The organism is Saccharothrix deserti, from assembly GCF_009769385.1.
In the GTDB taxonomy this organism is placed as follows: domain Bacteria; phylum Actinomycetota; class Actinomycetes; order Mycobacteriales; family Pseudonocardiaceae; genus Actinosynnema; species Actinosynnema deserti.
Genome location: NZ_VKAB01000156.1, coordinates 1 through 1,010 on the forward strand (window position 1 = coordinate 1; position 1,010 = coordinate 1,010).

Annotated in this window: 1 protein-coding gene; it reads left to right on the plus strand. The window is 65.4% G+C overall.

The window, feature by feature from the left end; all coding sequences use genetic code 11:
- The first annotated feature begins 9 nt into the window (after positions 1-9).
- Positions 10-1,008: a TerC/Alx family metal homeostasis membrane protein gene (locus FM051_RS49985; protein ID WP_158855005.1), complete on the plus strand. Its 999-nt coding sequence runs from the start codon at positions 10-12 to the stop codon at positions 1,006-1,008.
- Positions 1,009-1,010 lie beyond the last annotated feature (2 nt).

The following is a 1,010-nucleotide window of genomic DNA, read 5'->3' on the forward strand; positions in this document are numbered from 1 at the left end:
GGAGTTGCTGTGCTGGATATCGGTCTCTGGACGTGGGCGATCACCATCGGCCTCATTCTCGTGCTGCTCGCCGTGGACCTGGCGCTGGGCTGGATCCGGCCGCACCGGGTCGGGTTCGCCGAGGCGACCGCGTGGTCGGTGTTCTACGTGCTGGTCGCGATCGGCTTCGGGGTGTGGTTCGCGGCCGAGCACGGTGGGCAGTACGGAACCGAGTACTTCGCCGGCTACATCGTCGAGAAGAGCCTCTCGGTCGACAACCTGTTCGTGTTCGTGATCATCATGACCACGTTCGCGGTGCCGGTCGAGCACCAGCACAAGGTGCTCACCTTCGGCATCGTGCTGGCGCTGGTCATGCGGGCGATCTTCATCGCGCTCGGCGCCACGCTGCTGGCGCTGTTCTCGTTCATGTTCCTGCTGTTCGGGCTCCTGCTGATATTCACCGCCGTGCAACTGTTCCGGCACCGTGACGAGGACCCCGACGTCGAGAACAACTTCCTGGTCAAGTCCGTCCGCCGGGTCCTGCCGATCACCGACGAGTACGTCGGCGGCAAACTGGCCACGCGGATCGACGACCGCCGGGTGTTCACACCGCTGTTCGTGGTGCTGATCGCGATCGGCGGCATCGACCTGCTGTTCGCCCTGGACTCCATCCCGGCGGTGTTCGGCGTCACCGAAGAGCCCTACATCGTCTTCGTGGCCAACGCGTTCGCCCTCCTCGGCCTGCGCGCGTTGTTCTTCCTGGTGAAAGGCCTGCTCGACCGGCTCGTCTACCTCTCCGCCGGCCTGGCGATCATCCTGGCGTTCATCGGCGTCAAGCTCATCCTGCACTGGGCGCACGTGGACATCGACGAGAGCGTGCCGGAGATCCCCACCCCGGTCAGCCTGGGCGTGATCATCGTCGTGCTGGTGATCGTGACCGTCGCCAGCCTGATCAAGACCAAGCACGACCCGTCGACGAAAGCCCACGCCGGCTCGCTGCGCGCCCACCACCCGACCGACCAGAGCTAGCC